The organism is Chryseobacterium sp. HNCC26DJ241, from assembly GCF_057180505.1.
This window is the reverse complement of the sequence record NZ_JBXUGL010000027.1, coordinates 1-26222: the sequence shown is the minus strand read 5'-3', so window position 1 is coordinate 26222 and position 26222 is coordinate 1. Positions and strand designations below refer to the sequence as shown.

At 30.8% G+C, this 26222-nt stretch carries 14 protein-coding genes and 1 tRNA gene; 7 read left to right on the top strand and 8 right to left on the bottom strand.

The annotated features are described in order from the left end of the window. Positions 1-184 precede the first annotated feature (184 nt). From AC2A1C_RS12210 to AC2A1C_RS12195, 4 genes are read left to right on the top strand one after another with little or no spacing between them, the layout of a single operon-like run. Positions 185-1528 carry a tetratricopeptide repeat protein gene (locus tag AC2A1C_RS12210; protein ID WP_484026008.1) on the top strand — a complete coding sequence of 448 codons (1344 nt, stop codon included), beginning with the start codon at positions 185-187 and terminating at the stop codon, positions 1526-1528. After that, the gene (locus AC2A1C_RS12205; RefSeq protein WP_484026007.1) at positions 1525-2682 is read left to right on the top strand and encodes a lamin tail domain-containing protein; all 1158 of its coding nucleotides are present in this window, start codon (positions 1525-1527) and stop codon (positions 2680-2682) included. The genes AC2A1C_RS12210 and AC2A1C_RS12205 overlap by 4 nt, the downstream gene beginning before the upstream one ends. A 5-nt stretch (positions 2683-2687) precedes the next feature. Then, positions 2688-9332: an RHS repeat-associated core domain-containing protein gene (locus AC2A1C_RS12200; RefSeq protein ID WP_484026006.1), complete on the top strand. Its 6645-nt coding sequence runs from the start codon at positions 2688-2690 to the stop codon at positions 9330-9332. A gap of 3 nt (positions 9333-9335) precedes the next feature. Further along, complete coding sequence (locus AC2A1C_RS12195; protein ID WP_484026004.1) at positions 9336-9782, top strand: hypothetical protein; 447 nt, start codon at positions 9336-9338, stop codon at positions 9780-9782. Between the two features lie 120 nt (positions 9783-9902). Here AC2A1C_RS12195 and AC2A1C_RS12190 read toward each other — a convergent pair whose 3' ends face one another. After that, positions 9903-11111 carry a phage integrase SAM-like domain-containing protein gene (locus AC2A1C_RS12190; protein WP_484026002.1) on the bottom strand — a complete coding sequence of 403 codons (1209 nt, stop codon included), beginning with the start codon at positions 11109-11111 and terminating at the stop codon, positions 9903-9905. Between the two features lie 268 nt (positions 11112-11379). Between AC2A1C_RS12190 and AC2A1C_RS12185 the strand changes: the two genes are divergently transcribed. From AC2A1C_RS12185 to AC2A1C_RS12175, 3 genes are all read left to right on the top strand, one after another. Next, a tRNA-Leu gene (locus AC2A1C_RS12185) sits at positions 11380-11459 on the top strand. A 616-nt stretch (positions 11460-12075) separates the two neighbouring features. Then, the gene (locus AC2A1C_RS12180) at positions 12076-13218 is read left to right on the top strand and encodes a cysteine desulfurase family protein (protein ID WP_484026000.1); all 1143 of its coding nucleotides are present in this window, start codon (positions 12076-12078) and stop codon (positions 13216-13218) included. A gap of 13 nt (positions 13219-13231) precedes the next feature. After that, the gene (locus AC2A1C_RS12175) at positions 13232-15622 is read left to right on the top strand and encodes a hypothetical protein (protein WP_484025999.1); all 2391 of its coding nucleotides are present in this window, start codon (positions 13232-13234) and stop codon (positions 15620-15622) included. On the opposite strand, the gene AC2A1C_RS12170 is transcribed toward AC2A1C_RS12175, so the two are convergent. From AC2A1C_RS12170 to AC2A1C_RS12140, 7 genes are all read right to left on the bottom strand, one after another. Next, positions 15619-16449 carry a hypothetical protein gene (locus AC2A1C_RS12170; RefSeq protein WP_484025998.1) on the bottom strand — a complete coding sequence of 277 codons (831 nt, stop codon included), beginning with the start codon at positions 16447-16449 and terminating at the stop codon, positions 15619-15621. The genes AC2A1C_RS12175 and AC2A1C_RS12170 overlap by 4 nt on opposite strands. A gap of 90 nt (positions 16450-16539) precedes the next feature. Further along, entirely contained in the window at positions 16540-17652 is a 1113-nt protein-coding gene (locus AC2A1C_RS12165) for a hypothetical protein (protein ID WP_484025997.1), read from the bottom strand. Between the two features lies 1 nt (position 17653). After that, the gene (locus AC2A1C_RS12160; protein WP_484025995.1) at positions 17654-19300 is read right to left on the bottom strand and encodes a hypothetical protein; all 1647 of its coding nucleotides are present in this window, start codon (positions 19298-19300) and stop codon (positions 17654-17656) included. Next, positions 19301-20407 carry a phosphoadenosine phosphosulfate reductase domain-containing protein gene (locus AC2A1C_RS12155; RefSeq protein WP_484025994.1) on the bottom strand — a complete coding sequence of 369 codons (1107 nt, stop codon included), beginning with the start codon at positions 20405-20407 and terminating at the stop codon, positions 19301-19303. Then, on the bottom strand, positions 20407-23622 hold the full coding sequence (locus AC2A1C_RS12150; RefSeq protein ID WP_484025993.1) for a hypothetical protein: 3216 nt from the start codon (positions 23620-23622) through the stop codon (positions 20407-20409). The genes AC2A1C_RS12155 and AC2A1C_RS12150 overlap by 1 nt, the downstream gene beginning before the upstream one ends. After that, positions 23612-24508: a DUF4007 family protein gene (locus AC2A1C_RS12145; RefSeq protein WP_484025991.1), complete on the bottom strand. Its 897-nt coding sequence runs from the start codon at positions 24506-24508 to the stop codon at positions 23612-23614. Before AC2A1C_RS12145 ends, AC2A1C_RS12150 begins: the two co-directional genes overlap by 11 nt. Positions 24509-24753: 245 nt before the next feature. Further along, the gene (locus tag AC2A1C_RS12140) at positions 24754-25629 is read right to left on the bottom strand and encodes a M57 family metalloprotease (protein WP_484025990.1); all 876 of its coding nucleotides are present in this window, start codon (positions 25627-25629) and stop codon (positions 24754-24756) included. Positions 25630-26222: the final 593 nt, after the last annotated feature.

The window sequence follows — 26222 nt, the reverse complement described above, 5'->3', positions numbered from 1 at the left end:
AAACATAAAGCACTACATTTTTGTAACCTTAAAATACTTCTTTTAAAAAAATTTGTTAGATTAGAAAAAAATTATATATTTGCAATGCAAGGGGAAGTTAAACAATTTGATTTAATACTTATACAGTACCAAAATACCGGCCTGAAACCCGATCTTCCCCTTTTTTACTTTAAACTATTGGCCTATGATGACGCGTAAAAGATTTCTTTTGCTTGGGTCTTTTGGAGTTATATCCACCCTAATCCCCAAAATACTATTTTCAAAAACACTTTTAACACCTAACGGAAATAATAATGATACTAAAGTATTATTAAAAAAGGCAAAAAAATATAGAAAGCAAAAAAAATACAATTTAGCAAAGAGTACTTATGAAGAAGTTCTCACAATAGACCCAGCAGAAGTTAGGGCCTATAATGGTATTAGAAAAATATTGCTTGATAAAAAAAATAAAGAATATGAAGTTATTCTTTTGTATCAACAAGCTTTAACTCATCTACCGAATAATTTTAGAATAAAGCATCGCCTATATAACGAATATTTTAAAGCATCGCTTGGGAATAAAAAGATTCTTCAAAAATTAAACATTTCGGGACGTGTACTTACTTATGTAAAAACAAAATATGAAGAATTACTAGCAGGGCATCCAGAAAAAAAGAATATACAAAATCAGCTTGATAAAATAAACAAATATGTCACGCTAAATGTAGATACGGGAAATCCTCGCAATAATAAATTATTAAAAGCATATCGTAAAGAGCAAAAAAAGAACTTTAAAAATAGATTCAACGGATTGAATTCACAGCAGGTCTCAAGCAAGTTATCTGTTTTAGAAGCTAAACCATTTTCTGAAGACAGAAAGCGGCATATTCGGGAAATGCAAAAAGTAAATGTTAAAGCATTGAGAAAAGAGAAAAAATACGCAGATGCTTTAAATTTATCTTCTTCTATACTTGCTAATAACAATCTTGACCCGCATTTTATTAAGCAATACAGAGATTTAGCAAAACAGCTTAAGCAATATGATAAATTATTGATTTTTGAAACAAAAAATCATGCTTCAAAAAAAACTTTTTGGTCTGCTACTTCTCTATTTGATGTACATTATAAAATAGCTGAATCTCAAAACCTGTCTGCTCCATCAATAATGGATTCTCTTGTACAGTTTATGACAGAGAAAATAAGTGACCCACAACAGCAGTTTGAATTAAATACAAGAAAAATAAAATTGGAGCTGTTGAAAACCAATTTGTCTCAAGCAAAAGATTTAATTATGAATCAATGTGGAAAAATGAAAGGAAGTTCTTCTGCCCATTCAATTGATAGGATGAATGTTATTATTGCTGAATATTGTAAAAAAGCAGGAGATTTAGACACAAAAAGTTCAATCGTAAAAATTGCACTAGACCCTAAATATTTTTTGGAAAATAATGATGAGTTAAAGAGATCTATTGCTTATCTGAATATGAGACGTTCTTATGAAAATCCAATTCATATTCAGAATTTACAAAAAAAACTAACGGGCTTATGAAATTAAAATTTATTTTTTTGCTATTAATCTTTTTCATTTTTAATAAGTTTTCTTCTCAAATTGCTATTACAGAGGTTTATTATGATACTCCTTATAATGAAAAATTAAAATTTGGGAATCAGACTAACGGTTATGTAGATGCTACAAAGCATCACAGGGGAGAATTCGTTGAAATTTATAACTATAGTGATAAAGATATTAATTTGAAAAATTGGTATCTAGGGGATAATGAGGGAATTTTTTGGTTTCCTGAAAAAACAATAAAATCTGGGCAATTTATGGTAATTGCATACAGTACATTGCCAGGCAATTCTACCCCATTTTCAGAATATTTTACTACAACTGCTGGTAAAGAAGATCAGATCATACTACAGGATAAGATACTGTTGAGAAATACAAAAGAACAACTGTATTTAGGATATACTTTAAATAACTCACACCTCCTTAATAAAAGTTCAGTGGGATGGCAATATCAAGGACAAGGGGTTATGCCTACAAACTTTATCCATAATATTTGGCAGACACCTAATTTATTTTATTCAATAAATTCTTTACAACTAACTTCTAGTAATACTTATATTGAATCAACCCCAAATCCATTAAACGCTACATATAAGCCTGCGATACAGAGCTATGATGATTTAGTAAAAAATGATTATCAAAATTATTATTCTTATTTGGATTGGACGGATAATGTAAATGCTCTTGTTAACAATATTTGTTCAATTTCAATTACAAAAATCGAGCAAACGCCGAATGGAACATATGCTAGTGGTAGTAAATGTTTCAGTTACGATATTGCGGGTAACAATATAAGCTCTAATAACTGTGGTGGTTCATCAACAGGGCCATCAACTGTTGAATATACAACTGATGAATTAGAGGCTATTAAAAATAGTATTGTTGTTTATCCAAATCCTGCTACTTCAAACAATAGTTATCTTGTAAATATTTCCTGGAGTGGTCCTTCTATTAATAAAATTAATAATTTAAAAGTTTTCAATTCTGCTGGAGGATTGGTTTATGGATTTACACCTACTAACGGTATCAATTCTACAAGTTTTTCACTTCAAGGTCAACTTCCGGGAGTGTTTGTTGCAAACTTTATTTTAAACACAGGTCAAGTTGTTTCTAAGAATATTTTAAAATGGTAACTGCTATGAAACTCTATATATCTTCACTTTTCTTTTTTTTATTACTTATATCTGTACCTGCTCAGAAACAGATTACAGAGATTTCATTACAATATGACACCTCTGGATACAGTACAAATATAGGTTCGAATGTTTCTAATAAAGTGGTTGATCCGCTTGCTCCAACAGTTAATGCTGAAATGAATGCCAATGAAACTGGAGCTTTGACGTATATGGTGCCAATAGAGGGACTAAAGGGCGTTAACAATTTTCAACCAAATTTTGCATTAGCATATAATAGCCAGAGTGGCTATGGTTCTGCTGGTTGGGGTTGGAATATCATAGGAATATCTATGATTACAAGAGGAGGTAAAAGCAAAAATGTTGATGGAATTACTCAAGGTGTTCAGTTTGATGGTAATGATCCTTTCTATCTTGATGGGCAACGTCTTATAAAATTATCAGATACTAATTTTGCAACCGAAAAATTTTCGAAGATTAAAATAACAAAACAATCTACAGGAGAGTTTTCATTTATCATACAATACACCGATGGGAAAATTGCCAAGTATAAAGAGTTAGTATCGGGTCAATATTACATCTCCAAATTTATCGACTCTTATAATAATGAAATTAATTACAACTATACGATTGAAGATAATTCACCTAGAATTACTTCAGTCACATATGGTGGAAGTAATAATCCATTTAGCATTACTTTTGAATATAAACTTCGAACTACACCTACTGAGGCCTACCGAAATGGAATTAAATTCGTGAGCAAATACGTTCTAGCATCTATTACAAGCAATTCAACTTATGACGGCGTATATAGAAAGTATTCGCTTGCTCATGATTATATTTATGGAAATTCTACTGAAAGATTGATAAATATAGATGTAGAAAACAAGAATGGAGATCAACTTAAGCCATTAAAATTTGACTACAATGTTGGCGTAATAAACGGTGTGGTAGAGAAATCAATCAAGTCAAATTCAGGACTTGCTCCAAATACAAAAGAATTAGGCGATATTGTAGCAGGTGACTTTTTTGGAAAGGGAGAGTTGTCAACTTGTTATATATCCAAAGATGTTGATGGTAATTTTTCCTTAATAAATTCCGTTAATGGAAAACTTCCAATTCAGGTTGGAGCAGGATCAAAATTGATGGTTGGTAAGGCACTTAATGCTCAAAACAAACTAAGTGAAAGGGATCAACTTATCATAGCTCAAACAGGTCTGTTTGCTAAAATTGAAATAATAGATTTACTAACAAATCAGAAAAGAATCCTTGACACAAACTTCCAAAGTAGTGGAACATGGACGTGTGATTGGTTTGGTACGGGGCAGTGTACTATAGATATGTCTAAAAGCAGTGATGACTTTATTACTGGTGATTTTAACAATGATGGTTTATTAGATGCTATTCATTTTACTCCGCAAACTGCTTTCTTCTCAAACGCAAGTATAAACTTATTTGAAATAGGAAAAACCATAGGTTCACAAACTGAAACGATTCCTTTAGCAAATACTAATAATCATTCTTTAATTTTTGACCAAATTTATCCTATAGAAATGGATGGAGATGGTATACCTGAGATTTTAACAATTCGGGATACATCTTATACAATTTTCAAGGTAGATTTTTTGAACAAAACATTCAGTATATTTAATAATCTGCAAAACATTCCTTTAAATGATTTTTATAATGAACTGCTTGCTAGTCCAAAAAGAAAAACACCATTAGTATTTGGTGATTTTAATGGAGATGGTCTAACTGATTTTATGACCCCAAAAAAGGTTTATTACATTGACGCAGATAATAACACTTCCTCTGTAGTAAAAAGAATGGAATCTGAACAACTTTTATGGTGGGAGTATATAGGCACAGGGAAAGGATTTAACATCACTGAAAAGAACTACACGGCACAAAAATTAGCCTATTTAATGCCATCACAAAGACATTATGCTAAGGCTTCTGGTTCTTTTTGGCAAAAACTGTGGTCTGGCCCAAACTATGTTTATGATTATACCGAATATGGTGCAACTTCAATTATACCAACCGATTTCAATAATGATGGTAAAACGGATTTAATGACTTTTAGTAAATTCGGAAGGGTTAAGTATAGTGATACACAAAAATTGAATCTTGCAACAATTGAAAATAAAGACATAATTATATTTGATGGAATCACTCCAAAGCCTAGCTTATATACAAATAAAATTTATTTTCATCAAAATAAAAGCAATTCACAAGGTGGTACTAATTTTAATCCTTTGCCCACAGTTGTTCCTTTAAATGCTGATTTAATTTCACCTCTTTCTATACCTCTTCAATCCACTGATTTTAATAGGCTTAACACTTATAAATCAAGCCTTATTATTTCAGATCCTTTAACAAGAAAAGATTTTTCTTTTACAGTTAATAACGATAAGTTCACAGAAGGATTAATTAAAAAAGTGGACAACGGATCTACAGTTCAACAACTGATAGAGTACAAACCTATGATGGTTGATGCTAATAGTAATACAGAGCTTTGTTATACTAAAAATTCGAATGCAGATGGATATAGTTACCCATACTACGTACATAAAAATAATGGTTCAACATTTCTGGTAAATAAAATTCACACTACTTTTTCAGGGAAAATCCTTACAAAAGAATACAGATATGAAAATGCAATTCAGCAATTAGATGGAAAAGGATTTTTAGGATTTCAAAAAACGTTCTCTAGTGATGCTTATGAATCCGTTTTTCAAAATGGAGTATACAAGATAAAATATCCTACCAAAGCTGTTTTCTGGACTATTCAAACCAAAGATCCGTTGAATGAAAATTCAATTATCAGTTCTACTTATGGAGGTCTTAAAAAATTTATTACAGAAACCAAAACTGTAAATAAAAGATTTGATAGAGGAAATAATCAATATTTAATTCTTTCTACCGAAGAAGAAACTAAAGATTTTTTAAGAAAAATTACAATTTCTAAGAAATATGATTACGATGAGAATGATGATCTGAAGCTCAAAACTTCTTATACAGATTATAATGGTATTGGTTCATCAGTTTCAAAATTATCTTATAAGCCTACAAGTAATAATGGTGATCATTATTACTATGGCGCAATTGAAAGTATAGAAGATACCACTTATAAAGACGGGTTATCTTTTACATCAAGAAAGACTTCTAATTATAATTCTAATGGTGCTGTCTCAGAAAGTTACCAGTATAGTAATGACGCAAATGCACCTCCCATTGTTACTTCGTATACGTATGATAATTTTGGAAATGTATTATCACAAACAGTTGCTACGCAAGGAATTACTGCACAGACAAGTACTTTTGAATATGATGCTACTAAACGTTTTGTTACCAAAACAATAACTCCTGATGGACTATTTTCAACAGCTGTAGTTAATCCATTAGGAAGGGTGTCAGAAGAAACATCATCTTTAGGATTAAAAACGTATTACGCTTACGATAATTGGGGAAACATTACACAAATAACTGATTACCTTGGAAAGAAAACAACAATTTCTAAATCTGTTGCTGCTGGAATTACAGATGGTATTTATAATCTCTCTAAAAAAAGAGAGGGTGGAGTTGAAAGCATTGTAACTTTTGACCAATTCGACCGAGAAATTCAAAGTAAGACCCAATCAATTAATGGTAAATGGTTAGTCACAAAAATAGAATATGATATCTTTGGAAGGAAAGTAAAATATTCTGAGCCATACTTTGAAGGCAATTCTATAAAATGGAATGAAATAAAATATGACGAACAGAGTCGTCCTGTAGAAAATATTACTTACACAGGAGTAACTGTTAAAACTTGTTACGAAGGATTAAAAGTGACCGTTGATGATGGTCAAAAAAAGACATCAAAAACACTTGATGCTATGGGACATACCATTAGACATCAAGACCATGGTGGTGTTATAGGATATTCTTATTATCCAAATGGTGTTTTAAAAGAAACAAACTACGAGGGTATAAAAACCACCTTTGAAATTGATGGCTGGGGAAATAAGAAAAAAATTGTAGATCCATCGGCAGGTACTTTCACTTATGAATATGATAATATTGGAAGATTAACTAGAGAAGATAACCCAAAGGGATATACACTTCTTACATATGATACACTTGGCAGACCACTTACAGAAAAGACCTATGGTAGTACTGCTGCAGAAAACACAAATATTGAAAAAACATATACATATAATGCCAATACCAAACTTCCAGAAAAAATAACAGGAACAAGTAATGGTAAGTCCTTTACCTATACTACACAATATGATCAATACTATCGTATCAAAGGAAAAGTTGAGCAAACACCAGAATTTACCTATACTTCTTCCACCACTTTTGATTCCTTTGGTCGTGCAGATGAAGTTACTATTAAAACGGTAATTGCCAATCCTTCCTATACCAGTTCTTCTACTTTAAAAAATATTTATGATGCCAATGGTATTTTGATTCAACAAAATGATGTTACCAATGGCAATATGATTTGGCACGTTTCAGATATTGATGCTAAAGGTAGAACAACATTGATGGAATATGGAAATGGTTACCAGCTTAGCAACACTTATAATACCAATACATATGGATTAGAAAAAATAAGCCATAATAGGAATGGTGTAAATATATTAGATATTGGTTATGACTTTGACATGAATAAAGGTGTGCTGAATAAGAGACATAACTTCACATTCAACAAAGAAGAAAAATTCACTTATGATGCATTAAATAGACTTCTTTCAGAGACAGTAAACAATGTTCTTACAAACGAATACACCTATGATAAAAGGGGCAGAATAACCTCTAACACAGAGCTAGGGAAATATAATTATAATAATACAGACTATAAACTTCAAAGCATAGACTTTAATGCAAATGGGCAAAATGTAAATACACAAAGAGGATTTGCTCAAATAACTTATAATGCATTCAAAAGTCCTTTGCAAATAATACTGGCGGGAAAAGAGAATCTGTCTTATGACTACAATATTCTTAAAACAAGATATTCTTCGGTATCATCTGTGTCGGGAGAAGCAAAATATTATTCATCGGATTTTGCTGTTGAGATTAAGAAGAAAGGTACAGTAACAGAGATTGTTACTTATCTCACAGGTGACCCTTATTCTGCAAATTATATAAAAAAGGAAATTCTTCAAAACAGTACGTTATCTTCAAAAAACAATTACTACCTTCATCGAGATAATATAGGAAGCATAGTTGCAATTACCAAAACCGATGGTTCTGTAGTTGAAAAACGTTTTTTTGACGCTTGGGGTAATCTGAAAGCATTGGTAAATGCTTCAGGACAAATGATTACTGATGCACAGCAGGTTATCAATTATAATTTCTTAGTTGATAGAGGTTACACCGGACATGAGCACCTTTGGAAAGTAGGACTTATCCACATGAATGCCAGGATTTATGATCCGATACTTAGAAAGTTTCTGAGTGCAGACAATCTGGTTCCTGATCCTTTCAATACACAATCATACGACAGGTATTCCTATGTACTAAATAATCCGCTTTTATTTTTGGACATTGATGGAAATGAGCCAATTACTATTACGGCTGTTGTAACAGCCATTGCAATCGCTGTGGGGATTGGGGTAGCAACTCATATTGTAATGAATGCCATTGCGGGAGTGCCTGTTTGGTACGGGCTTGGGAAAGCAGCTACTACTAGTGCTATAATGGGTGCTATTAGTTTAGGAATTGGTTCGGCAGCTGCTTCAGCTTTTGGCTCTGGATTTAGTTGGGGAAGTGCGGCTTTTCAAGCTGGAATGCATGCTATTACAGGTGGAATTATGTCTGCTCTCGAAACTGGAAATTTTGGCTCTGGTTTTTTAACAGGAGCAATATCTTCAATGATTGCAAGTGGGGTAAAAGGTTTAGGAACTTTAGGAGGTGCAGTAAGTGAAGCTGGTAAATACACAAACTTTGCGACTAGAAACCCAACAATAATTAAAGCAATTATGATTGTTGCAGGTGGGCTAAGTGGAGGGATTTCTTCGAGTATTGCTGGTGGAAATTTTTGGAGAGGAGTAAGGCAGGGAATTATAGTTAGTGGATTAAACCACGCACTACATGATTTTATAGAAGGATCTAAAAAATCTGATACAGCAACTAAAGAAGATAGAGATAGATATAAAGATACTAAAAAAGCCTTCAATAAATTTGTTAGAGAAGGTAAGCATTGTGATGCTGTTGATTTAGTTATTAGGACATTTAACTTGGATTCGGGAGTTGAAGGTCACTATTCTATTGATGTTGTAAATAAAGCAAGTGAAAATGGAGAGTTTGAGGCTTGGATGACTACCGACGGAGGAGCGTTTGAGAATCAAGTTATAGAAATTAACAAACCTGTTTTTAGTGCTAATTGGGGATTTGGAGGGATTGTTAGAAGTATATATCATGAATTTGTTCACGTTTTTCAAAAAAGTATGCTAGGGCTATATAGTGATAATAATGACCAGTTAAAATACTTAAGAGAATATTGGGCATATCAGGCTACAATAAACGCAAATCATTTGCCATCTGCAAGTAATGATATGATTTCATCTTGGAAGAATAGTGTTGATAAGTATTACAATCGAATGAATGATATGTATAAATTGCAAACTAAATTGCCTTTTTTAATTATTAGACCTTAAAAAATGAAAATAATTTTGTTTTTCTCAATATTCTTTGTGAATTTTTTTTACTGTCAAAGGTGCCAATTAGACTACTATTTCAAATCTACTAATGATAATGTAGAACTAGTTGTTAAAAATAAGGACTGTAAAAAAGTAAAGATTCCCAAAAAAATATCACCTATCTTTTTTCAATTGATAGAATTAAAAAAATATGATGCTATAACAGAATCATTTGTAGATAAGAAAAAATCTTTTAAAGATATAAATTGTCCTAAATGTAATAAAGAATTGATTATTTTAAAAAATGGCAATCTTTTCGTTTATAGTATTACAATGGATGATTTATTTAAATTTAATAATATAAATGAAAAAGGCAAGTATCGTGCCCGGATTTATCTTGATATAATAGAATTTCCAGAAGGGTGTGGAAGTTTTAAATCAGAGTGGATTAATTTTGAATTAAATTAAAGATAATTAATATGTTTACTCCTCACCGAATATTTAACCTCTTCAGTTTTAGTTCGAAAATACGATAAAAGGTATAAAATTTAACCACGCCCATTAGGCGTGGTTAAATTATTAACTTCTCTAAAAATCAATCACGGCATCCAAAGCATCATCAATATCTTTGCTAATGAAGTTGGCTTGGTAATTCACGGTGGTGGTTATAGAAGAGTGACGGTAGAGTTTCTGAAGCATTTGGACAGAAATTTTGTCTCCCGAGATATTCCCAAACGTATGCCTTGAGATGTGCATCGTGATATTCTTGTTTATTTTCGCCAGTTTGGCAATCCTTTTCAAATACTTATTCAAAGTTTTGTTCGCATTTCTAATTGCAGCTAACACCGCTTTAGAATCTTTCTCGTCAACGCCTTTTAGTTCTGGGAAAACATAACCGCCGTTCAAGGCTTTATAAGGTTCATAATACGCAAGAATGGTTAAAACCTTGTCAGGGATTTTCAAGGAAACTACTTTTTGGTTTTTGTTCATTCGGTATCGTAATCTTCCATCTTGAATATCCTCCCATTTAGTTTCCAATACATCGGCAACCCTGATTCCTGCCAAATAGAAGCTCAAGAGCCAAACATTTCGGGTGTGCCATTCTTTAGAACCGACTTTTAATTCCAATTGTTCAATAGCCAAAACTTCTTCTTGGGTTAAGCCAATCTTAATAGATTCTGGAAACTTGATTTGTATTTTATCTTTTCCAAACGGATAATTCTTGTTGTCAATAATTCCTTCTTTGATTGCTGAATTGTAGATAGTACGTATTACAATCAAGTGGTTTACAATCGTTCGGTCAGAAATTTCTCTTTCCGCTTTTAGATAAGATTGATACGCTTTCAATAATGGAACATCAATCTGCTCAATCGGAAATTTTTTGCATTTCAAAAATTCTCTAAAATGAGTCACTCTTGGCTTCTCTGCCGAGAGTTGGTTGTATTTTTTCAATTTTTCCAGATTTGAAAGATATTCTTCGGCAATAGCAAAGAAGTCGTTTCCCTTGTTGATGATTCTTTTTCGGATGGCTTTTACCGAAACATTCTTATCCGAAGCGTCCATTTCAATAAGTTTTCCTCCAGCCTCGGTAATTCTTTTGGTAATAAGGTTGTTAAGACGTACAGCATTAGGATGAGATTTTCTTACTTTTTTGTGTTTCTCGTCCCAGTCTTCCATCTTAATGTAATATCCCAAAGCAACAAAAGTAGATTTTCTCTCTTTAGTTATCCGAATATAGATAGGATATTCTCCTTTTGCATTCGGTTTTTTTCGTAAAATTGCGGTAATTGATGACATAAATTTTTAATTTTTTGAACAAAATAGCTTTCAAAATTCAGTAAAAACTCTACCTTTACAAAAGCGATTCTGTAGTATTATTACCGCTAAATTAGCTATAAAAAGAGGGACAGGCAAGTTAACCCTAGGGAGATTTAAGCTAAAGTTTTCAGACTATTCTCCAAAATATGGGTACAACATGGGTACAACAAATGGCGGTTTACGCTGGTTTATCTTGGTTTATTATGGAAGGCTAAAACGCCTGAATTAGCCCATTTTAGGGGATAGTAGCCCAAGATAAACCAAAGTTCATAGGACTTAAAATCCTGTGTCCGCAAGGACGTACGGGTTCAAGTCCCGTCTGGGGTACTAGCTGATTATCAGCGATTTAGCTCTCTTTTTAAGAGGGCTTTTTTTATGCCCAAAAATCTCGGGTACAACATAGGTACAACAAATCTCGGTTTACGTTGTATCATAAAATTTCATCTTGGTTTCAAAGAGCAACTTCTCGTTTTTCCTTTATTGGTAGTATTTTGCAATAATTTAAGGCTTCCAAAAAAGCTTATTCAAATATACTAAATTGTGTGTTTTGAATAATTGCTAAAAACTAAAAAAGTACAACATTTTGGTTTTTTGAAAGAAAAAATCCTTTATTCAAAATCCTTTGAAAGAAAAAATTGGGTTCAACAAAATAAAAAAGATCCTGTGACTTTTTAAAATTTGTTTTTGTCTAGTTAAAAATTTTACACTTTTTTTTCTAAATCTCTTTCAAATCATGACTACCATCGATAATCTTGTCATTTTATAATTCCTTTGTAATGTCAATAATTACTTCCCATTTATAGTTAGATAATATATTTATTATATCAAATAAACAGAATGTTTTTAATAAAGAACAATGTTTTGATGTTAAAAATATTTATTGAATATATTATAATATCTTTGTTATTATTTAATTAAGTTTTCTAATTTATAGAAACCTAAGATGCACAAAAATATTATATATTTAGAGAATAATGCTACTACTGTAGTTGATCAGCGTGTGATAGAAGCAATTAAACCATACTTTGATCAGTATTTTGGAAATGCATCTGGCTTATATCAATTTGGCAAGACTGCAAAATCAATTTTAGATTCAACAAGAACAGAAATAAGTCAGCTCATTGGGTGTAACAACAAAGACATTTACTTTACTTCTGGTGCAACTGAAAGCCTAAATTTGGCATTAAAAGGCTTAGCATTACATCCCAATAATAAAAAAAGACATTTTATTACTTGTCTTACAGAGCATAAAGCAGTTTTAGAAACTTGCCATTATCTAGAAAGTATTGGATATGAAATTGATTACCTCCCTGTAAATAATGATGGTATAGTAGACTTGGAATTGTTAAAGTCTCTAATAAAATCAGATACTTTGTTAGTATGTTTGATGTGGGTAAACAATGAAACAGGCGTTATTCATCCGATTAAGGAAATAGGTAAAATAACAAAAGAAGCTGACGTATATTTCGTGTGTGATGGTACACAGGGAGTAGGAAAAATACCTATAGACGTCATAACATCCAATATTGACATACTGTGCTTTTCTGGTCATAAGATGTATGCTCCTAAAGGCATTGGAGGATTATATATCAACCACTCAATTACAAAACAAAATAAAATACAACCATTAATTCATGGCGGAGGTCAAGAAAATGGATTAAGAAGCGGAACGCATAATGTACCATTGATAGCTGGATTAGGAAAGGCATTCGAAATTGCTGAAAAGGAAATGGAAATCAATCGTGTTCATATTGAAAACCTTCGAGATATTTTGGAAAAAGCATTATTAGAAATTGATGGGTCTTTTATAAATGGTAAAAATGCTTCAAGAATTTATAATACTATAAATATTTGTATTCCTAATTTCGATACTGAAGTTTTTATTGGTATGAATAAAGATATTGCTGTAAGTAACGGTTCTGCTTGTAATTCTGCTTTGGTTCAACCATCGCATGTTCTTTTAGCAATGAGACTTTCTAATGATAATGCTATGAGCAGTATCCGTATTTCTCTTGGAAAGGAGAATACAAAGGAAGATATCGAAATATTTCTAGAAAGAATTCATAACTTTATAGCAATCCGATAATTAAGTATTTCTTATGCCTAAAACTTTATTCGAATTACTATATCTCTGTAAAACTGAAGCCGACGTCGATGCACTTATCTCTGGGAATGCATACTTAAAAAATGCATTAAACTGGTTTCCAATTGGAGAAAATGAATCTAATTTCAGTATCATTGAAAATCAGCAATCTAATCCAATTGCAGCATTAGTTGAAAAAGTTACTAACTCTATTGATGCTACGTTGATGAAAAAATGCCTTGAATTAGGATTAGATCCTAAAAGTAAAGATGCACCGAAATCGATGGATGAAGCAATAGAAGTATTTTTCCCAAATAACAAAAATTGGGATTTGAATACATTTAGAAGAAAACAGGCTGAAGATATACAAATCATAGCAGATGGTCCAACTAAGCAAAGTTCTGTGATTATTTATGATAATGGAGAAGGACAGCATCCTAAAGATTTTGAGAAAACTTTTCTTTCTTTAATGCGAGGAAATAAAAATGAGATTCATTTTGTTCAAGGAAAATACAACATGGGTGGTAGTGGTGCAATTGTATTTTGTGGAACCAAAGGCTATCAATTAATTGGTTCTAAAAGATTTGATAATTCCGGTAATTTTGGTTTTACATTAGTGAGAGAACATCCTTTATCGAAAGATGAATTAGAAACTAAAAAAAATACATGGTATGAGTATTTAAAAATTGACGGAGAAATTCCTTCTTTTGATATTTCGGAATTGGATTTAAAGCTCCTTAACAGAAAATTTAAAACAGGCTCTATTATTAAAATGTATTCCTATCAGATGAAAGGAATTTCCGGATTCGCTCAAGATTTAAACCAAAGTTTGAATGAATTTCTCTTTAAACCTGTTTTACCAATATTCACTATTGATACCAAGGAACGTTATCCAAACAATAAGGTTTTAGAAACTACTGCCTATGGTCTTCAACGGCGTTTGGAGGAGGAAAAGGATTATGTTGAAGATTGGTTTTCTGAAGAATATGAAGATACTCTTTTCGGCAAAATGAAAGTTACGTGTTATGTTTTTAAGGCAAAGCAAGAAGGAAAAACAGTTAAAGAGACTAAAGCGGATATACAGCGTAGGTATTTTAAAAATAATATGTCCGTATTATTTTCAATGAACGGACAAGTTCATGGTCATTATACTTCCGAATTTATTACAAGAAGTTTAAAATATAATTTACTCAAAGATTATTTGCTCATCAATGTGGATTGTACAAAGATGAAGTATGAATTTAGAAAAGACCTTTTTATGGCTTCTCGAGATCGTTTGAAGAATGGAGCAAAAGCAGAAGAATTAAGGGATTATTTACGAAAAAAATTAACAAAATCTAAACTTGATGATATTAATAAGCGAAGAAGAGATTCTATCGGATTAGAAAGTGAAGATACTTCTGAACTGATAAAGAGCTTTGCGAAAAATTTATCCAAGGATAGCGAACTATTCAAGTTATTACAAAATACTCTTAAGCTCGAAGAAAAATCAAAAGAAAAACCGGAGAAAAAAGAGCATACAGGCAACAGACCACAAGAAAAACAACAAAAACCTTTTAAACCAGAACGTTTTCCTAGCTTTTTTAAATTACAACATAAAGCTAACAGTCCTATTCCTGTACCAATCGGAGGAGAAAAGACATTGCGGTTTGAGACTGATGTTGAAGATCATTATTTTGATCGTACTGATGAACCCGGCGACTTACAAGTGAGCATTTTAAGAGTAAAACGGACTGATAATAAAGGAGGGGACAAACAAGGGCGTGAAAAAGAGCCAGGAGAGTTATTAAACATTATTAAATCAAGTCCGGATAAAGGAACAATTAAAATTACGTTCAATCCAGACATAGAACTCAGACAAGGCGATGAAATAGAAATTGAAGCATCGTTGAAAGGTGCTGGTAACGATTTTTTCCAAGAGATTGTATTCCTCAAAATTGTCGATCCCGAAGAAAAAAAGCAACTTGCACCTAAAGAGGAAGAAGATTACAGCAGTATTGGATTACCTGAATTGGTAAGAGTTTCGAAAGAACAATGGGATGACTTGGAATCTCAAGGTATTTCTATGAACTATGACACTGTTATAAATCCTGTAGCTTCGGGAGATGTATTAGAAAAAATTTATGTCAATTTGGATAGTAATGTATTCTTGAATTACCGCAAGAAGCTAAAAAATGAGGAACAAATAATTGTAGCTCAAAAGAGATATATCGCTTCAGTTTATTTCCATTCTCTATTTCTATATATGATCACCAAAAAGAAAAATTACCGACTTTCTTTAGTGGCTGAAAATAATGATGAAGAAATAACTATCGATGATTACATTCGAGATGTTTTCGATAGTTATTACTCTGATTTCCTATTGAATTTTGGTATGGAACAACTGATGGGAAGTTTGGATGATTAAGCAGAGCACAAGTCTAATAGTTTATAGACTTTATCCGAATCAATCTGAGTAATAATTCTTTTAATTTTCTCTAGTAAATTTTCATTTTTAATACCATTATCCAAATCAAAAACAGATGAAAACTGATCTAAGATTTCATTTATATTTTTGTGTTTTGCTCTTTTGTTTTCGAAAAATGTTTTGATTTCACTGATTCCTTGAAATTTGAATTGCCGAAGTTTATATACTAGTAAACTTATTTTTTCAGTTACCTCTCTGTAGCTTTTTCTATATTGTGCATCTACAACGTTCTGTTGAAAATTTTCTAAAGTTTTTAACAATAACGTAACATCAGTTGCATATTGAGAATGTAAATCACTCAACATTTTTTTAATTTGCTGTTCTGTAAATTTTTCATCTAACCAATAAAGAAGTATAAGCAAGTCTACTGAGTCTTTAATATGTCCAATCTGTTGATAATCAAAAAATGGTGCAAAAAAATCTTTTGCAGGAATATCATCAGTGTAGAAAAAAATCTTTTTTTCATCGCATCTGCTTATATATAGTGCATGAGCAGTTGAACATAATTCTCCGTTTGGTCTTTTAGTATAATTAGTAAAACCTTTTACTCTCTCAAAAAAATCTGTTCCTAATTCTTTTAAAAGAGTATTATTATCATTTTTCTTGCCTCTAAAAAATGTTAATTTTTTCTCTATTCCTTTTTTTGTTTTTGCTATATCTTCTTTATTTGAATACTTCAAAGCTTCTCTAATATAAAGTCTTGCATATACATTACCTTTAATTTCATCGAAAACTACATCATTTATATAACAATCTAATCTTTCCAATTTTTTTAAAATAAAATCGTTTTCATCATCAATATGAATTAGATTTATTGCAGTACAGGCATCCAGTAAACAACAGATATTACCCATATATTAATCTTTATGCCAAATAATTTCAGGTTCGTATTCTTGATAAACCTCCATATTTATAGGGCATTTTTCATCCATATCTGAAAGCTCAAGTAATAAAGATAATGATTCATTAAACTGCCTAAGAGATACGCTACCTTGTTCCTGTATCAGTTTATCTATTACATTTTCCTCAAATGGAAAATATGGATTAGAATCAGCATCTACTCTAAATTCTTCTAAAAGCTCTATTAAATATTCTTTAAATGTATCAGGATTAGGAAGATCAAAAGAAATTCTTTCTTTAATTCTTGATCGTACACTTTCATACACATATTGTCCTAAATCTTCAGCAGATATAAGAGCTGATTGAGTTAAATTAAGAAATAATAAGAGATTATTGGGTGCATTATCTAGTATTTCCCTGAGAAAACTATTAGTTTTATCAATATTGGTATTATTTAATACAGCAATATCTTCGAATTCATCAATCCATATAATTACACAGGAATATTTTAATTTGTTGTAGGTTAAACAAGAAATCAATCCAGAAATTATTGCAGTATAGTCTGTGTCATCTTTCAAAGAACGAAGAATATTTAAGCTATTAAAGGATTTTAATTCTGTAGCCGATACATTTCCATATAAATATTTTTTTATTTCCGAATGTGAAATTTCAGGATTGAAAACAGCTTTTAACACATTCTGTATATGAATATTGGATCCTATAGATTCAATATAGCTTTGAATCTCTGTAACAATATCAGAAAAGATTGTTCTTAACTCTTCAATATTAAGCTTGTCGATTATTGATATGTAAATACTATAAATAGGTTCTCTGCCTTTGGGTAAGGAAATAACCATTGAGTAAGGAATTGACTTTCCCGCTTTAGTAGCAAGTTCTTCTAAAACATTTTTTTTATTGAAATATCTTGCAGCATGTGTTTTACCACTGCCATATTCTCCCCAATTTAATACCAAAGTTGAATTAGGGATTCTGATGCTTCGCTCAACTCGCTTTTCAAATTTCGCTTTAACATCTTTGAAACCAGCCCATACTAATTCTTCAGGATTAGTTGCAGGGGTTAAACGAAATGGATTTGTTTTTAATTTGTATGTTTCTTGAAAATCTGCCATTTTAATTTTTTTTTTGAATATAACCGTCTTGATATTGCTCTTGATATTTAAAGATAAACTTATCTTGCTCTTTTTCAGATAATCTTCCCAAAACAAACTGATATTCTACCTTTATTTTATCATTCAAATATAACTTATATTTAGTATAATTTGCTGCTTGAGATGCTGTTACTCTATTTGGCGCAAGAGTTTTAAATAAGTCAAAACTTTCATTTATATGTTGATATAACTTTTCTAAAATTATATCTATATCGGAGGGATTTGTAATATCTTCATTATTGTAACAATCATCATACAAATGAATCATAAACCTATCAAGAAATGCATCTGCTGATATTATTTTATTAGTGTTAATATCATTCCAAATGCTTAAATGCTTAAAAACTCTCAATCCAATATCAGTGATAGAAAATTGGTTGTTTGTTCCAGAAATAATACCTAAGTCTAACATCCAATTTAAACGAGGCATTAATATATGCTCTAAATAAACATCAGCTTTTTCCCATTTTTTTATCCTTGTCAATATTGTATCTATATTGCTTAACGCTTTCCTATCATCAAATACATTTAAATTCTTATAATCTTCTAAACATCCAATTAATTGTGTTTGGAAAGTTTTGACTAGATTAGAATAAGTTGTTTTTTCATCTATAAATATTAATTCTAAAAGATTACTAAAATAAAAAAAGTCGTTTCGTAAAATACACTCTAAAAAGTATAATCTATCAAAATTACTTAATTCAAATATATTTGTAGTATCCCCAAATTCTGTTTGCAAGTTTTGATATACCTTAAATAATTTACCTGTATAATATATATTATTAATTTTATTTAGAAAGCCTAAATCATTTGCGATATCTATATAGGGTTTTGCAGAAATGCCAGATTTTGTTTCGCTAATTAAACCTTTTTTAAATTGATTGTCTTTCAATAATTCTTGGTATTGTAAACAAAAATTTTCAAATTTTTTGTTTAGAGCAACTACAGGCACTTTTTTGTTTTCCTGAAGAAAGAAGGATAAAATTTTAAAATACCCTAAACGTCTAACTTTTGTATTAGTAGATAAAATAGGGACAATTTTATTATCTTTTATTGGCGTATTTTTATTAAAGAAAACTGTGTAAAAATTGGGGATACTTTCAGCGAAAGAACTGAATAATTTATTTATGTATATAGCTAATTCTTTATTCCAAAAAAAATCTTCAGTAATTTCTATCTTAAAACAATAATTAGATTCTGTACCACATAGCCCCCAATCGTCTCCTCCATCATCAAAGTAAATATCACTTTCTATGAGACATTTCGGATTAAATCTCTTAAGTTTTTTACTGAAATAATACATTTCATTTGTAATAGAACGCCTTTTTTCGTCATCTTCTCTCCAACCTAAATATTCTGATCCTACAATCCTATATGAGGTAAATGAGATATTCATTTTTAATAGCTCATCAATATCTTCATCTTTAATAATGGGGATATCAAATAGATCGTCATCGTCGAGATCATCATCATCTTCCCCCAAAACAGATGGTTCATTTTGAATAGAGTACTCGATATGAAAATCTCCAAAATCAAACGATAGTTTTTTTTGGTAAATAATAGCTCCTCGACTACAATTGTTCAAATAATATTGTAAAACCTCTCTCATTTATATAAAACAACTTGCACAACCTTCTCCTTCAGCATCTTCAAGAATATCTAAAAGATAAGGAGATTGTACTTTTGATTTTTTGCGTTCTTTACTTTTAATGTATTCTTCTTTTATTTTTTCTATACGTTCTGGCTGGACTAGCTCCGCTAAAGATTCATCTTGTATCCAAGTGTAACCCTCTTTCTCATATTCCATTGCTTTCAGGAACAAATCTGGATGTTGCTCATACAACCATATCCATTCAATTTTTTGTTGATAAAAGCAAAAAAAGCAACCAGAGCGGCTTCGGGCATAAGTAGACTTTTTACCATTTATTTCAAATTCTATCGCTTTGTAATATTCTGGAACACCTACACCAGATTCTTCTAAAATTTTAAATATATCATCCCTAACCAATATATCTTCATTATTAATCAGAGGAAATTCATCTTCTTTTGATATTGGATAATCTGTTATTTGTAAAAATTGGAATACAGCATTATTGTATTCTTTAATTCCTAAATCTAACAGACTATTCAATTTTTGTGTTTGACTGAAGTTAATTGAAACTTCTTCATTTATAACCTCAAAAATTCGCTCTCTCTTTTCTCCTAAATCTAATGTTTCATAATACTTTAAAACATTATGAATATTATTGTTTGAAAGAAATTTGGCACTAACATCTTCACTAAAAATGTTTTTTCTGAACGGAAATATAGACTGAATATTTGATTTTTTAGATATGTATCCCTCTCTGTTCTCATCCCCACGAATACCAACATAAGATATTACCAAATCATCACCCACGAATTTTTCAAAAGGTTCTAGTTTCAGTTTTTTAGTACACCATCTAGACATTGAGCTTGGTAAGAATCCCCTATACATTTTGATATAATGATCAAATGGATTTAATGAATCGTCAGACAAAACAGGTAGTTTTATAATCTCCTTACCAAGATAATTTTCAAGATTTTCAATCAAATTGTAAGTGTCATCAAGTTCTTTTCCTGTATCCGATGTATAATATTCAATATCTAGTTCAGGATAATTTTGCTTCATATATATAGCCAAAGCAGCACTATCCTTGCCTCCTGATATTCCTAATACGTGCCTAACTTTACTCATTATAATAAATCTTTTAAAACTGTTGTTATCGCTGCTAAATCAACACTTTTGTCCTTTGATAATATCTCTTTTATTTTTGCTTCGAGATTTTCGACATCTTTGCTTTTGCCTTTCGGCAGTCGAATTACTTTGTTTGTCATCCCTCCTTCAAAAGAGTTAATTTGAACATCTAAAGCTACTTCTTTTTTCTCATCAAATTTACTCTTTGAAATTCTATTCAAGCTATCCAAATCCAAAATCATATCAGTGAACTTATCATAAAGTAAAAGTTCGTCTTCATCTTTAAATTTTTCCAATGATTTACCTGTTAAAGATTGAGCTAATGAACTCAGCCAAGCTTTTTTATCTTCGATTTGAGAATCTATTCGTTGTACAAATGATTTTTGAGAATTCAGCAACAAATGACGATGTAGGCTCGTATATCTTTTTTGAAATTTGATTTTATATTCTTCAAATACTATTGGTTTATCAAAATAATTATCTTGTAGAAAAGATTCAAAACGGTTTACCAATTCATCGAAACAATTACGAATTTCTTTAATAGAATCTTGTAATTGAACAATAAAATGTTGTAATTCGGTTCTATCTCGTTGTATTTTTGCAACAGAGTAACCTAAAGCAGTAGGGAAATCTTCAAAGAAAGACTGTTCAGGATCTTTAGAATTCGCAATTGCATTTCGAATGGAGATACTTTTTTTCGATAAACGATTGGTTTGTTTTGAATATTCAGGCAAACCTCTATAAAAAACTAAAAATGGTTTTATTGTTTCAATAAAAGTTTGAACGTTTCCATTTTTGTTCAAATCAATATTCAAAAATTTACGATAACTATTAAAAATATCAAGTTTAACACCTTCTAACGCAAAAGCCTTCACTTCAAAATCTTCAGGTAGTTTTGATATTCTTTCTAAAATATCTTCATTTATTACAGGAGTATAAATACCCTCATTAAATAAGGCGTATTCATCCCTTTTAATAAATAAAAAAGTAGGAATCCAAAAATCTATAAAGCCTTGTTTTAGTTTAAAAGGCTTGTTACTCAGTATCTCAACAAATTCTAAAACACTTCTTTTTGAAATTTTAGCACTGTTTAAAAACTCAACGGAAGCCTCCCATAAATTATAAAATCTATTTTCATTATGTGGTTCAATCAAATTGGACGAATTATCGTCACATAATTTGATACCATTGTTCTCCAATAAAGATAGATATATTGTTTTCTCGGGCGGAAACTTATCTGTATCAAAACCAAGCTGAGGCATATCCCAATCATTAGCCAAAGCATTGAAATATTTTCTTTTTGCTGTATGTATAGATGTCGATATTTTATGTTTATTTACAAGTTCATTATTAAAATAAGGAGTTTTGTAATAAACCGTTTTACAAATCTCAGACAAAAAAGAGTTAAATTCCTTTTGTGACTTTAATTCTTTTTCTACACCATTGAAAATCCATATTACAGACGTTTTATTACCGAAAAAACTGTTGAGTATTTTATGGTTTAATAAGTTACGTTGGTGTACAATAATATTTTTAAGCTCTGAGACAGCAACTTTATCATCAATGTTTTCTTCAATTACCTTTCTTGTTTTTTCAATTTCAAAGAGTAAATCTTTAATCTCTTTAGAATTTAAATAATAGCAATACAGGATAGCTTCCTCATTTTTTGCAGAGATTTTTTTAATATCTTCAAGAATATTTTTTTCATTAAAAATTAAATTAATGAATCCATCAACATCTCCTTCAGGCTTTATAGAAATAGGTTGAGACGATATTTTATACTCAAATAAACGAGGGGTTCCTGTTTCAAACATTGCTCTTTTAGCAAGAACAGGGGGTAATGAATAATTTTTATTAAGTAAGGTTACTACATCTGTAATATCATCAATCTTGTTCCCCGCCTCATATAACGCTGTCGGAATGTCTAAGTCGGTTCCTTCAAAAAGAATATATCTGTTATTGTATTTTCGGTAAAAAATAATTTTTTTTGTTTCTAAATCATCAATTAACTTATCCGCATTCTTTATTCCTAAACTTTTTTCAGCATATTTCGTCAGAAAATCACGATTTATGTAGGAACCAGCCTGCGCATTAATTGATAAGAGACCGATTGTTTTGACCAATTTTTCATATTCTGGAAGATGTTTATCAAACAAAACTTCCACTTTTTCTAAAGAAGTTTTTATTGTTTTCCATGCATTGAAATCTTGATTATATCTTGAGTTAAGATCAGAAAAATAATTATATACCAAAAAATCATATACTTCAGCTATTGAATAAAAACCATCCCGTAATATACTGTGTTGGTATAAACCCGTGTGATCTGTTGATTCTAAGAAAGAAAATAATGATCGCTCATTTTGACCATATTTTTGTAAGGATAAAGTTAATACGTAAGAAGATATTGCATCTAATGGATATAGTTTTTTAGCTATTTCATTAATATAGTCCTCGTTTGCATTAAAAACCTGTGAAACTGTTAGTAATTCAACTAATTCATTAATTATTTTTTCTTTCTTGTTGGTCGATTGTTTTTCTTCTAGATGTTCAGCTGCGAGGAATAATAATTGCTCAATTGGTTCATTAAAGGTAATTTCCTTAAATCTCCCCTTTACTTTTGTCCATTCTTGTCTTTGTGAGAATTCTAAATGGATGGCATAGGCATCAAAATTTTGATGTACAGTTGTCAATAAAACAATATTATTATCCGAATTATTTACAAATTCAGCCAATTGCTGAATAAAATATAACTCTTTCTCGGGCTCATTTTGGGAAGCATACTCCAAAAACTTTCCAAACTCGTCTATTACAATAAAAAGAAGTGGATTCTTCTTGTCCAAATCATAGTAACGATTATATATTTCAGAGAAGATATTTTCTGTAATGTTTTTATCATCATTTATTCCAAGTAAATCAGCAAATGATTCCTTCAATGATTTATACTCACCTACTATTTTAATAAAATCTATTTTTGGCTTAGAAAGTAAATTCAATCCAAAATATGATTTATTTGATTTCAGTGTTTGTTCTACAGCCCATAAGAATGAACTTTTACCCGTTCCGTAAGATCCAATTATATTAAATGATCTTATGCCTTGTTTAAAATCATTACTGATCTGATTACTTATACGAATGGCATTAGGAGTAGGTATATACTTCAATTCCCTATCCGTATCACGAATAATATTAGTAGATGTAGTGAATTTATTTGCCATAATAATGATTTAAAACATCAAACTTGGTGGGTTTAGATGTGATTTGTAACTCTTTTATACCAGCGTGGTCACTTAATGTTATACCATACTTCTGGTATTTTGAGTTATTTGAAATAGATTCCAGTTTTTCCATTAATAAATTTTTGGTAATAGCAAAAACAGAACCCGCCTGATTCCTATCTTGAAACAAGATATTTAAACTTATTGAATTTTGAAAATCCTGTTTATCCAAAATAGTATATAAGATAATTTCCTCAGGTAGATTATTACGATTCTCATTAGTGATCGAATATAAACTGCTACTTTTCCTTTCTTCTTGTATAAGATTTAAGTCTGTCAATAATCCAGAAAAAGTATCTTCCTTATCTTTAACCTGCTCAGTAGTCCTGATATACATTCTTGTTAATACATCGAAATCTGTTCCGGCTGTCTTCTTGTTAAATTGAGTAAAACCAATTTCATTTGCTTTTCTTTCTGCAAATGCTAAGAAATTATCTTTTGTAAATTCTATTTTTTCCTTTCGTAAATCATTAAAAATTAAATCATATATTGATGCAAGCCCATGAGTCACTAAATGATAATGGAGTAGCCACAATGTAGCCTCATCCTCTAAATAAGGATCTTTACCTTCTACAGAAAAAATATAGTCAGCTAAATCTGTAGTATTTCCATCTTTATCTATCAATCTAAATGCCTTCATCCAAAAGTAGATTGCAGAAACCATATTTTTACCCACACCCAATAAAACAACCGCTTCACTATCCGTGAATTTATTCCCCTTTTTTACAAAATCATACCCTTTCTTTAGCCATAATTGTCTACAATGAAAAGTATCATGACCCGAGAAAGTAAGTTTATTTGATGTAATAGTCAATGTTTCAGACATTTTTATAATTTGTTCTAATTGTTAATACAAAGTAACAAAAATAAGATTATATTCTATTCAAATTAATATTTAACGAGTAGTTTTAACTTCTCAATATAACTTAACTGGAACTCAGAAAAAATATCTTGATACATTTTAAAGGAGGAGTTTTTAAGAGCTCTTTTTTCAAAATACGAAAAAGAGGCAGATAAAAAACCTGCCTCTTTCCTCATCTCAGAAACGAGATTGTGTTACACTATTTGGGATCAATACCCCCAGTAGTATTTAAAAACTTTTTTATCACAATCCGAAAACCCAACCCATGCTTGATCAGGATTAGAGTACGGACACATAACTGATGAAGTATCTATTTGCCACCATTTTGCACAATCAATACTGCTATCAACGTTAGTTCCATCCCATCCATTTGTATGAAGAAATCCAACTACGTGTCCTAACTCATGAGCAATAGCATATGCTCTTCCTGATGGAGTTAATTTAGCTCTATTAGGATCATTGTTATTATAATCCTTATTAATGATTAATAATTCTCCAAAGTATCCAGGAACTGTAGGACTACTTCCTCCAGCATAAGTAGTAGATGTAAAAGAGTTATCCGTTCCCATGTAGACATTCACGTAACCTCCAACAATATTAGTGTTAGTAGCGTCAACAGTTTTGAACTTCACTTTTAAACCGAGACCATTCCAATAAGAAACAGCAGATTGTAAGGCTGCTCGCCATTCATTAGGAACAGCTCCCGCTCCGCTAGTAAATATTCGGCAAGTAATTGTCCCTCCTGCTGACCCAAACATATTTTCATATCGTCTGTGTCGTGCTGATGTAGAATTATCAGATTGAGTTTGTTTCATCATGTTTTGGATAGCAACTCTATCCATAAGTTGAAAATCGGAAGAACCTTTCTCACTCATTACGTACATTTCCTGCAATGAAGTTTTATTGGTTTTTTCATCAATCAACTTATCTGTCGTATAAAATAAATCTTCTTTTGATCTATTTTGCCATTTTTGATATGTATCATTGGTAATAATACATTTCTCTTTCATAAACTCAATCTCTTTCTTTACCTGCGGGTCAGAGATCGCAAGACCTGAAGAAGATACGGTTTCTTGGTTAGACACTACATCATCATTGTTTGCACAAGACGATAAAAATAACACACTACATAATAATAGGGCGATTGCCCATAAAGAATTTCTTTTCATTTTAGAAAATTTAATTTAATAATTTAACTTTTGCCTATCACGATCGAAGGATATGGCGACTCCGTTTTGTTTCTTACTGTACTTCAGAAACAAAAATTTTTAGTTTTTTAAGGACTCATTTTTAATTTGGATTTTTGTTTTTTAATTTGTTGCAACCTTCCTACTATAAGAAACCCAAGTATAAAGTCAAGAGAAAACAAAGAGTTTTAGTTATTTTTACGATTGCTGAACTCATCAATCGTAAAAAAATCGGAGTAAGTTATAGAGAGTAGTCCATTTAAAAATGTGGTTTTCCCACGTTTTTTATTTTATTTTTACTCCATAAGCTGTTGAAAATTTCTAATCATCCAGCGACTGTTTATTCTCCCGAATAAAATTTTCGATGCTAGATTTTGAGTATAAAATTTTCCGAGCGTTGATTTTGTAAAATGTGATGTAGGAAAAATCACGGTATTTTTGGAGGGTACTTTTCGATGAAATTCCGAGCAATTTCATCGCCTCTTTTTCTC

What these genes read in the sequence shown, in the direction of transcription:
- AC2A1C_RS12200 (WP_484026006.1), top strand. Translation starts at nt 2,688, where the DNA reads ATGAAACTCTATATATCTTCACTTTTCTTTTTTTTATTACTTATATCT.
- AC2A1C_RS12160 (WP_484025995.1), bottom strand. Translation starts at nt 19,300, where the DNA reads ATGAGAGAGGTTTTACAATATTATTTGAACAATTGTAGTCGAGGAGCT.
- AC2A1C_RS12190 (WP_484026002.1), bottom strand. Translation starts at nt 11,111, where the DNA reads ATGTCATCAATTACCGCAATTTTACGAAAAAAACCGAATGCAAAAGGA.
- AC2A1C_RS12150 (WP_484025993.1), bottom strand. Translation starts at nt 23,622, where the DNA reads ATGGCAAATAAATTCACTACATCTACTAATATTATTCGTGATACGGAT.
- AC2A1C_RS12205 (WP_484026007.1), top strand. Translation starts at nt 1,525, where the DNA reads ATGAAATTAAAATTTATTTTTTTGCTATTAATCTTTTTCATTTTTAAT.
- AC2A1C_RS12155 (WP_484025994.1), bottom strand. Translation starts at nt 20,407, where the DNA reads ATGAGTAAAGTTAGGCACGTATTAGGAATATCAGGAGGCAAGGATAGT.
- AC2A1C_RS12195 (WP_484026004.1), top strand. Translation starts at nt 9,336, where the DNA reads ATGAAAATAATTTTGTTTTTCTCAATATTCTTTGTGAATTTTTTTTAC.
- AC2A1C_RS12175 (WP_484025999.1), top strand. Translation starts at nt 13,232, where the DNA reads ATGCCTAAAACTTTATTCGAATTACTATATCTCTGTAAAACTGAAGCC.
- AC2A1C_RS12165 (WP_484025997.1), bottom strand. Translation starts at nt 17,652, where the DNA reads ATGGCAGATTTTCAAGAAACATACAAATTAAAAACAAATCCATTTCGT.
- AC2A1C_RS12180 (WP_484026000.1), top strand. Translation starts at nt 12,076, where the DNA reads ATGCACAAAAATATTATATATTTAGAGAATAATGCTACTACTGTAGTT.
- AC2A1C_RS12210 (WP_484026008.1), top strand. Translation starts at nt 185, where the DNA reads ATGATGACGCGTAAAAGATTTCTTTTGCTTGGGTCTTTTGGAGTTATA.
- AC2A1C_RS12145 (WP_484025991.1), bottom strand. Translation starts at nt 24,508, where the DNA reads ATGTCTGAAACATTGACTATTACATCAAATAAACTTACTTTCTCGGGT.